We start from the raw sequence: 10,305 nt of genomic DNA, 5'->3' as shown, positions 1-10,305 counted from the left end.
TGGCTCCCCCTCCCCGACTCGAACGGGGGACCTGCGGATTAACAGTCCGTCGCTCTAACCAACTGAGCTAAGGGGGACCTGTGCTTCAACGGAGGCGAATATTAAAGACGTACTTAGGAACTGTCAACAACATAAATGAAATATTTGTGCTGACTGCGCAAAAAATAGCTTTTTACGGCTTTTATGTTCATTTTGTCGCCAATGCTGAGAAAATGATGGTTAATAACTGCACATTATTCCCTCATTGCTTATGAACAAGAGGTTGTTTTAGTAATTGATAGTTTTACCCATCTCGTTTTCTTATATATCTCACTAAAGTTAAAGGGTATAACTAAATAGAATAAAAAAGCGCTTCCATACTGGTATTATGTACAGGCTTTAATAAATCTGTAACCTGTACCTGAGGATTAAAAGGTTAGTCACCACTTACGTGCTGAGAAATTAATCGAGCACGAAATCCCGCCGAATATGGTCTGGCGTTAGTTATCCACTAAATCTGTGGATAACTATGTTGATAGCTTAGAATCGCTGTAGTTATTTACGAGATCGCGTACGTATTGATCTAATCAGGTTATGGCGTTATTGAGTGGATAATCTTTTTAATACAGGGGTTTAGGGTGTTTTTTTTGATCTTGTTTCTCGATCGGAATAGATCGGTTGAACAAAAAGTAGCTTGTGTGTTAATTCAACGAATGCCTAAATGCTATTCAATGAAATCCATCTTAATTCTCAATGCCTTACATTTTGTTAACATTTTTGTGTGTCTTTTAAACGCTCTATTTGGATAGCTAGATGCGCCCGAGACGTTTTGCCTGCATATTAAAAGTGAAACAGGATAGAAATTAAACTGTAATGAACACATACGCACGTGTTTTGATTTATTTTTACAAAAACTCGTAGTTTTGTGGCGTAGCCAGCGAAATGGGTCATCGCACGTACTTTTGTCAAAAACATCGCTTTTCATACAACCCTCTTATGCTTTGTTTTGTTTGTCGAATACACATAGCTAAATAGTGTTCACTCTTTTACACTAACGCGCAATTGATGAGGGGATTTTAGTTTGCCGGAGCTCAAGTGATAAAAAGTAACGCTAAACAACGTACTTCCGACTTATTGGAAGGAGATATAGGTACTACGTTAAAGCGTATGACTATTCCCATGATACTGGGAATGGTAATGATGATGAGCTTTGGACTTATCGATACCTTTTTTGTGAGCTTGCTGGGCACCGACCCTTTAGCCGCTATTAGTTTTACCTTTCCCGTTACTTTTACCGTAATAAGCCTAAACATAGGTTTAGGTATTGGTACCTCTGCAATTATAGGCAAGTTACAGGGCAGTAAAGAAATAACCAAGTCTCAACATTATGCGACGGGTTCATTAATGCTGTCCGTTTTGCTTGTGGGTGCACTAGCTGCAATTGGCTTTTTCACCATAGAGCCTGTGTTTAAGTTGCTTAATGCAACAGACAATCTAATGCCGTACATTTCTGACTATATGGGGCTATGGTACTTGTCGAGCATCTTTCTTGCTATGCCGATGGTTGGCAATAGTGTGCTGCGAGCGTGTGGCGATACCCGCACACCCAGTATTGTTATGGCGGCAGGCGGCGGATTAAACGCGTTGCTTGATCCTATTTTCATTTTCGGACTTGGGCCCATTCCGGCAATGGGAATAAAAGGTGCGGCACTCGCTACCTTTATAGCGTGGATAGTTGGTGCATTATGGATTCTTTATATTTTAGCCGTTCGTCGAAAGTTGATGTTGCCTCGACTGCTGACACTTGCCGAGCTGCGTGATAGCAGCCGTGAAATTCTCAAAATAGGACTACCTGCGGCGGGTGCAAATATGCTTACCCCTGTTGCCGGTGGCGTGATGACAGCTGTAGTTGCTGGTTACGGTGCTGAAGCGGTTGCAGCGTGGGGAGTGGGAAATAGAATGGAGTCTATTGCAAGTATTGTTGTGCTAGCACTTTCCATGACACTGCCTCCATTTATCAGTCAAAACGTTGGAGCAGGCCAAGTAGAACGGGTAAAAACGGCATATTCGCTTACATTGAAATTTGTTCTGGTTTGGCAGTTCGCTATTTTTCTTGTCATGTGGGGACTATCTAGCTGGATAGCCGTCGCCTTTGCTAATGAAGCAGAGGTAAGCGTACTAATACAGCTGTTCCTTATGATTGTACCGCTGGGTTATGGCATGCAAGGCATTATCATTCTGACTAACTCATCGTTGAATGCCATGCATCGCCCAATGACGGCATTAACGTTAAGTGTCATCCGCTTATTTGTTTTCTTCGTACCTATCAGCGTTGCGGGTAGTTTTCTATTTGAACTGAAAGGGTTATTTGCAGGAACGGTCATTGCCAATATTGCAATGGCGTGTGTTTCATTTGTTGTTTTCAAACGTGCGATTACTCAGTTTGAATTAGATAAAGAAACGTCTGAGCACAGCTAATACCAGAGCGGTTATTTAAGGTTGTGCGTTTTTAATGTTGAGTAGTTTGACCGCAAGCAAGATGTTAAGCAGTAAGCTAAAGAAAAGGTTAAGTAAATGAGTAGAGGGTTTGAGCTTCATTCTAAATACAAGCCAGCAGGCGACCAGCCAAAAGCAATAGAAGCTTTGGTGGATGGCCTAGAAAGTGGCTTGGCCGGCCAAACACTGCTTGGTGTTACGGGGTCGGGTAAAACCTTTACCATGGCTAATGTCATTAAAGAAGTGCAGAGACCAACGCTTATTCTTGCACACAACAAAACATTAGCGGCTCAGCTTTACGGTGAGATGAAAGAATTCTTTCCCAATAACGCCGTAGAGTACTTCGTTTCATATTACGATTATTATCAGCCAGAAGCCTACGTTCCAAGTACCGATACCTTTATTGAGAAAGACGCGTCAATCAATGATCATATTGAACAAATGCGACTGTCCGCCACTAAAGCGTTGATGGAGCGCAGAGACGTAGTCATTGTAGCGAGTGTGTCGGCTATTTATGGTTTGGGTGACCCTGAATCCTACATGAAGATGCTATTGCACCTTCGCCAGGGCGACACCATGGACCAACGTGACATTTTACGTCGCCTTGCAGAACTGCAGTACAAGCGTAACGATTTAGCGTTTGAAAGGGGTACGTTCCGTGTGCGTGGCGATGTTATAGATATTTTCCCTGCGGACTCTGAAAAGCAAGCCGTAAGGGTTGAGCTTTTTGACGATGAAATAGATAAAATTAGTCTGTTCGACCCGCTAACCGGGGCTGTCGATAAGTCAGTTATTCGAGCAACGGTTTTTCCTAAAACGCACTATGTAACCCCTCGAGAGAAAATCCTCAATGCTATTGAGCATATCAAGGAAGAACTTGGCGATCGCAAAAAGCAACTTCAAGAGGCGAATAAGCTGATTGAAGAGCAGCGTATTTCACAGCGCACCCAGTTCGATATCGAAATGATGATGGAGCTTGGCTATTGTTCTGGGATCGAGAATTACTCTCGCTATCTTTCAGGAAGAGCACCGGGCGAACCACCTCCAACCTTATTGGACTATTTTCCAGCAGATGGCCTAATGTTTATCGATGAGTCTCACGTAACTGTCTCTCAAGTAGGGGCAATGTATCGCGGGGATCGCTCTAGAAAAGAGACCTTGGTGGAGTTTGGTTTCAGGCTGCCGTCGGCGTTGGACAATCGTCCGCTTAAGTTTGAAGAGTTTGAACAGATTTGCCCTCAAACCATCTATGTTTCTGCGACGCCTGGCGATTATGAATTAAAGAAAACTGACGGTGAGATAGTGGAGCAGGTTGTGCGTCCAACAGGTCTGCTAGACCCTGTTATTGAAGTACGTCCTGTAGCCACTCAGGTAGATGATGTCCTGTCTGAAATTCAAAAGCGGGTAGAGCTTGACGAACGTGTGCTTATTACTACCTTAACCAAGCGTATGGCTGAAGATTTAAGCGAGTATTTAAATGAGCACGGCGTTAAAGTTCGTTATCTGCATTCGGATATCGATACCGTAGAGCGAATTGAAATAATCCGAGACTTGCGACTGGGTAAATTCGACGTGTTGGTAGGTATTAACCTTTTACGTGAAGGTCTAGATATGCCGGAAGTGTCGCTGGTGGCGATTTTAGATGCCGATAAAGAAGGCTTTTTGCGAGCCGAGCGTTCATTAATTCAGACTATTGGTAGAGCCGCGCGTCACGTGAATGGTAAAGCTATTTTGTACGCTGACAGTATTACCAAGTCGATGAAAAAAGCGATGGACGAGACTGAGCGCCGTCGTGAGAAGCAAATGGCGCATAATGAGGCAAATGGTATAACGCCGATGCGACTTAACAAGCCTATTACCGATATTATGGACTTAGGCGACAGCGCGCACCCTGCGTCTGGAAAAGTCAGACTGCGCAAAGTTGAAGAGAAGAAGAAGCAACAGAAAACAGCAAGTGCTACTGAATTAATGGACCAAATCACGGAGCTTGAAAAGCAGATGTTTGAATATGCGCGTGAGCTTGAGTTTGAAAAAGCAGCATCATTGCGTGACGATATTGAAGCACTTCGAAAGCAAGTTGTTACACTCTCTTAAAAATGGCGATGTGTCCCGCTAGCTGAGGCTGTATGTGGGTTCTTTCCGTATAAAACCGGATAACTCACCACAGCACTTTTCCTTTTGATGTAAGAAAATCCCCCTTTTTTCCTGTGGACAATACGACTTGACGTCAGTTTTTGGGTAGCACAAAACTCAAATTTTTAATAAAAAATGAGATGAAAAGCCGCAAAATGTCGTTGTAATAGCACAATTAGTTGAATATAGTTCTAAGTTGAGTATCGATAACTATACCTATAAACAGGTGCTAATATGCTTAATCGTCTTCAGGAGTCAGATATAAAGCTACTGCGTGTGTTTTACGCTGTAGCGAGCTGCAACGGATTTACTGCGGCAGAACCCGTGTTGCGTATGCAACGACCCAACATCAGTGCAGCCATCAAAAAACTGGAAGAACGTTTAGATTTGGTGTTATGTCATCGCGGTCGTGGTGGCTTTCAAATGACAAAAGAGGGTGAGGTGGTTTTCCAAGAAACCAAACGCATCTTTAATGCCTTCGACAACTTTGTCTTCAATCTGAAATCGCTGCATGATGACTATTCTGGTCATATCACTTTGGTCTTGATGGCTGGTCTTCCGCTTTCTATGCACTTAGCCGTAAGTAAAGCGGTTAAAAGTACAATGAAGAAGTTTGACGATATTCACGTTAATATCCAAACTCGTTTATATAATGAAGTTGAGCATGTCGCTCTATCTGGTGAGTGCCACCTCGTTGTTTCAACCTATGACATGGTCAAACCGGAATCAGTAACCTTTCATCCTGTCGGCATTAAAACTGAAGGGCGATTGTACTGTGCGCCTACACATCCTCTGGCAAAGTATCGCGACACTGATTTACCAGAAGGCGTGAAAATTGGTGATTATCCTGCCATTGGTATTTCTGGATTGTCGTCGGCAAACTACATTGAAGATGAAACCAGATTATCGATTCAAACTTTCTCTGACTCATTTGATGCAGCGATGTCTGCGATTATGACCGGCGAATATGTTGGTTTGCTGCCAGACTATATGGCGAAAGAGCAGGGCGCTGCACTTGGGCTCGTGCCTATTGCAAAAGGGAGCTTATTTAAATTTAGTCACGAACTGTTTGTAATGAATGGAAAAAATACGCGATTAAACCCTGTATTACGCCACTGTATTAAAGAATTGAGCTACTTCATTTCAGAAAGTCAAAAGTAGTAGCAACAAGCACCTGCGATCACACCTCTTATTGTTTATAAACGCTTGGAATAAAGCGCTTATAAACAATAAGAGGTGTTTTTATTTCAGATTACGCTATTCGTATTCTAGAGGATCGACGGCGTTATTTTCCTTGAACGCCTCTAAGCGCTCTTCGCACGCACCGCATTTTCCGCATGCTTTTTCTCTGCCGTTGTAACAGGTCCACGTTTGGCCGTAATCCAGTCCCATTGACAGACCATCGGTCAAGATAGCGGTTTTGCTGTCGTCGATATAAGGCGTCATAATCGTAACCGGTGTATAATTCGCAATGCCGCACACATCATTCATTTTATGAACAAACTCAGGGCGGCAGTCTGGGTAAATGGCGTGATCGCCAGAGTGAGCGCCATAGTAAACTTCGTTAGCGTCTAAACTGACCGCGTAGCCAACGGCCAGCGATAACAAAATCATGTTGCGATTGGGCACCACGGTTTGTTTCATGCTTGGCTCTTCATAGTGGCCTTCTGGAACTTCGATATCTGAGGTTAACGCTGAACCCCCTATGAGCGTATTTATGGCGCTAATATCTACAATTTTGTGGGGAACGTTAAGCGAATTACACACGTTGGCAGCATAATCGAGTTCTTTCTTGTGGCGTTGTCCGTAGTTAAAGCTCAGTGCATGAACTTTTTTGCCTGCTTTTAGCGCCTTATGCAGCACTGTGAAGGAGTCCATGCCTCCTGAATAGATAACAACAACGTTTTCTGACATAGTTTTTCGAAGATTTAAGAAATTATGCCCGAATTTTATGTGATCCTTGGTAAAATCCCAACATACAATCGTTAAAGGGTGTCAAATTGTCTGTAATGTCCACATTAAACATCAATGAGATGTTTGAAACTATCCAGGGTGAAGGTGCTCACACTGGTATTCCCTCTATCTTTGTTCGTTTACAAGGCTGTCCTGTGGGCTGTCCATGGTGTGATACAAAACATACGTGGGAAATTAAGCCTGACTTGAGTGTGTCGCCACAAGCTGTGATCACAAAAGGCGAAGAGTCTGAAACCTATTTCATCTCCAGTGAGGAGGCTTTGCTGGCTGAGTTTGGGAAACAAGGCTATGTGGCAAAGCATGTGGTTATTACCGGCGGTGAGCCATGTATGTACGACCTACGTCCTCTGACGAGCCTACTTCACGACAACGGATACACAACACAAATAGAGACCAGCGGTACTTTTGAGGTACTTTGTGACACGCGTACGTATGTGACGGTTTCTCCTAAAATAAACATGAAAGGCGGATATGACGTCTTAGTAAGTGCGCTTGAAAGAGCGAATGAAATCAAGCACCCCATCGCAATGCAAAAGCATATTGACGAGCTTGATGCGCTGCTTGCTAATGTATCGTCATTAGACGGAAAACAGGTTTGTTTACAACCAATTAGCCAGCAAAAGAGAGCCACAGAACTTGCAGTGCGTACTTGTATTGAACGTAACTGGCGGCTATCTTTACAAACACATAAATACATTGGTATTGAATAAGTGTTTGAAATGCGCCGCCTTTGTGGCAAACACGTCTTGCGCTTAAGTATTCAAATTAACAAAGGACATAAAGAAGATGCATAGCTTTAATCTGCTAAAAAAAGCCGTGATAGCGGCCGTCGCTTTATGTTCTTTTACTGCTGCATCAATGGTTGAGGCCGCTACTTGGACAATCACTTATCCGCGTCCGATTGACGACTCAGATGCCCGTGCTCAATATCCGATAGCACTGCTTAAACTTGCGCTCGATAAAACCGGCGTAAATTATGAGCTACGCCCTTCTGATCGTATATTGCTGACGGGCAAAGCGATGCGTCAGCTGCGTGAAAACAGAGAAGTTAACGTAGTATGGAGTATGACGGACAGCCAGCGCGAGAAGGAACTGACCCCCATTCGTATTCCAATCGCAAAAGGGCTTATAGGTCTTCGTGTTTTCGTTATTAACGAAAATAAAAAGACGAAGTTCGACGATGTCTTATCGCTGACCGACATGCGTAAACTTATACCCATTCAGGGTGAAGAATGGCCGGACACCAAAATTCTTCAAGCCAACGGGTTTAACGTGTTTACTGTGCCTGAGTTTCGCGAAGCGTATGACATGATTAAACAAGGTAAAGGAGACTTCTTTCCTCGTTCTGTTATGGAAGTGGACGCAGAGCTGGAGGTGGAAGGTCGTCGTAACAACCTTTACCTTGAGCCTTCAATGGCGCTGTATTACCCCACAGCTATGTATTACTTTGTAAGTTCAAGTAATAAGACGTTAGCGAATCTTATTGAAACAGGCCTTAACAGAGCCATTGAAGATGGCTCTTTTGATGCGTTATTTGAATCTACGTACGCCCCAATCTTAGCGTCTTTAGGGGTTAATGAGCGTAAAATTTTCACTCTCGAAAATCCGTTATTACCCATTGAGACTCCTCTTACTAATTCTGCTTTATGGTATAAACCAAAAACAGAAGCTTCAAAAGAATAAATAGACAATAAAAAACGCGGCTTAGGCCGCGTTTTTTTAATGTTAGCTCTGCTTGTACGATTGTCTATTAAGACTCGCCAGCGTGGACGCCTTTCATCGAACGGCCAGAAGGATCTGCGTTGTTTTTAAAGCTCTCATCCCACTCAAGTGCTTCTGCTGTACTACACGCAATAGATTTACCGCCTGGCACACAGCGCGCCGCACTTTCTTGAGGAAAGTAGCTCTCGAAAATAGTGCGGTAGTAGTAGCCTTCTTTGGTGTCTGGTGTGTTAACTGGGAAGCGGAATTCCGCTGTTGCAAGTTGCTGATCAGTCACTTCGTTTTCAACGAAATCGCGAATTGAATCAATCCACGAATAACCTACACCATCACCAAACTGCTCTTTTTGACGCCAAAGTACTTCTGCTGGAAGGGTTTCGCCGTTATCAAACGCTTTACGAAGGATCCACTTCTCCATTTTTCCATCTAGACACATTTTGTCTTGTGGGTTTAAACGCATAGCTACGTCAATGAAGTTCTTATCTAAGAATGGTACACGAGCTTCTACACCCCATGCTGATGTGGCTTTGTTAGCACGCGCACAGTCAAACATATGTAGACGATCAAGTTTACGTACCGTTTCTTCGTGGAATTCTTTGGCGTTTGGCGCTTTATGGAAATATAGGTAACCACCAAAAATTTCGTCAGAACCTTCACCCGATAGCACCATTTTAATGCCCATCGCTTTAATCTTGCGTGTCATTAAGTACATTGGAGTAGCGGCGCGGATCGTTGTTGTATCGTAGGTTTCCAAGTGATAGATAACATCACGGATGGCATCTAAACCTTCTTGAATGGTAAAGTGAATTTCATGGTGTACGGTGCCAATCATGTCGGCCACTTTCTTCGCTGCCTTAAGGTCAGGTGCTCCTTCAAGACCTACAGCAAAACTGTGCAGGCGAGGCCACCATGCATCTGTCTTGTCTTCGTCTTCAACGCGCTTTGCAACGTACTGCGCAGCGACAGCTGAAACCAGTGAAGAGTCCAAGCCGCCCGATAGAAGTACAGCGTATGGAACGTCAGACATCATGTGTGACTTCACAGCTTTCTCGAATGCTACACGTAGCTCTTCTAGGTTGCTGGTGTTGTCTTTTACGTTGTCGTATTCCATCCAGTCGCGTTTGTAGTACTTGGTAATTTTACCTTCTTTGCTCCACAGGTAGTGGCCAGGAGGGAACTCACTGATTGTCTTACATACGCCTGCTAACGCTTTCATTTCAGATGAAACATAGAAGTTACCGTGTTCATCGTAACCGGTATAAAGCGGAATAATACCAATATGGTCGCGGGCAATAAGGTAAGCGTCTTGTTCTTCATCGTATAGAATGAACGCAAACATACCCTCTAGTTCATCGATAAAGTCGATGCCTTTTTGCTGAAAAAGCGGAAGAATAACTTCGCAATCAGAACGGGTTTTAAATGGGTACGGCTCATCTAGATTAGCAGCAAGTTGCTTGTGGTTGTAAATCTCGCCGTTAACGGCAAGAATTTGTTTATCGTTTTGGCTGATAAGAGGCTGCGCCCCTGTATCAACGTCGACAATCGCCAATCTTTCGTGACAAAGAATGGTATTGTCATTATTCCAGATACCCGACCAGTCAGGGCCACGGTGGCGCAAAAGTTTTGATAAATCGAGGGCTTGGGTTCTGAGTTCAGACACATCGGTTTTGATATCAAGGATACCGAAAATACCACACATATAACGGATTCTCTCTGTTCACTTGTTGAAAAAAATAATAGAAGTTTTTTCTGTCGGTACTCGCGTACGAGTGGGCGATGATTTGTTGTTATTCTTATTCGCGTGCCCCTGAATGTGCCAGTCTGACAGGAAATTGCAAGTACATTATGATGAGAAAATGGAAATTCTTATTCCATTTATCCCAAAATAGCCGTTTATTAACATTTTTATCCTAATTCCATGCAAAGGTAAGCTTATGAATGCGGTAAGCAGTGCTTAATATAGAGGGAAGTGAGTTCAAATGTAGAGGGTAGTAAATTAAT

At 43.4% G+C, this 10,305-nt stretch carries 7 protein-coding genes and 1 tRNA gene; 5 read left to right on the top strand and 3 right to left on the bottom strand.

The window, feature by feature from the left end:
- Positions 1–77 (bottom strand) — tRNA-Asn (locus QME20_RS03760).
- A 1,081-nt stretch (positions 78–1,158) separates the two neighbouring features.
- Between QME20_RS03760 and QME20_RS03755 the strand changes: the two genes are divergently transcribed.
- The 3 genes from QME20_RS03755 (at position 1,159) to QME20_RS03745 (ending at position 5,769) form a co-directional block, all read left to right on the top strand.
- Complete coding sequence (locus QME20_RS03755; RefSeq protein ID WP_207198421.1) at positions 1,159–2,457, top strand: MATE family efflux transporter; 1,299 nt, start codon at positions 1,159–1,161, stop codon at positions 2,455–2,457.
- 96 nt (positions 2,458–2,553) lie between these two features.
- Positions 2,554–4,569 carry an excinuclease ABC subunit UvrB gene (uvrB, locus tag QME20_RS03750; RefSeq protein WP_014948785.1) on the top strand — a complete coding sequence of 672 codons (2,016 nt, stop codon included), beginning with the start codon at positions 2,554–2,556 and terminating at the stop codon, positions 4,567–4,569.
- A 273-nt stretch (positions 4,570–4,842) separates the two neighbouring features.
- Entirely contained in the window at positions 4,843–5,769 is a 927-nt protein-coding gene (locus QME20_RS03745; protein WP_014948786.1) for a LysR family transcriptional regulator, read from the top strand.
- A gap of 96 nt (positions 5,770–5,865) precedes the next feature.
- On the opposite strand, the gene queC is transcribed toward QME20_RS03745, so the two are convergent.
- Positions 5,866–6,522, bottom strand: a complete 657-nt coding sequence (gene queC, locus QME20_RS03740; protein WP_014975995.1) for a 7-cyano-7-deazaguanine synthase QueC — start codon at positions 6,520–6,522, stop codon at positions 5,866–5,868.
- Between the two features lie 95 nt (positions 6,523–6,617).
- Here queC and queE point away from each other — a divergent pair, with 95 nt between their 5' ends.
- Both queE and QME20_RS03730 read left to right on the top strand, forming a co-directional pair.
- Entirely contained in the window at positions 6,618–7,292 is a 675-nt protein-coding gene (queE, locus tag QME20_RS03735; RefSeq protein WP_014948788.1) for a 7-carboxy-7-deazaguanine synthase QueE, read from the top strand.
- 76 nt (positions 7,293–7,368) lie between these two features.
- On the top strand, positions 7,369–8,265 hold the full coding sequence (locus QME20_RS03730) for an amino acid ABC transporter substrate-binding protein (protein WP_014975996.1): 897 nt from the start codon (positions 7,369–7,371) through the stop codon (positions 8,263–8,265).
- Between the two features lie 67 nt (positions 8,266–8,332).
- Here QME20_RS03730 and asnB read toward each other — a convergent pair whose 3' ends face one another.
- A complete protein-coding gene (gene asnB, locus QME20_RS03725) occupies positions 8,333–10,003 on the bottom strand; it encodes an asparagine synthase B (protein WP_014948790.1) in 1,671 nt (556 codons plus the stop codon).
- Positions 10,004–10,305 lie beyond the last annotated feature (302 nt).

The organism is Alteromonas sp. CyTr2 (assembly GCF_947311905.1).
Classification (GTDB): Bacteria; Pseudomonadota; Gammaproteobacteria; order Enterobacterales; family Alteromonadaceae; genus Alteromonas; species Alteromonas macleodii.
The sequence above is the reverse complement of the archived record's forward strand: the minus strand, read 5'-3'. Positions and strand labels throughout refer to the sequence as shown.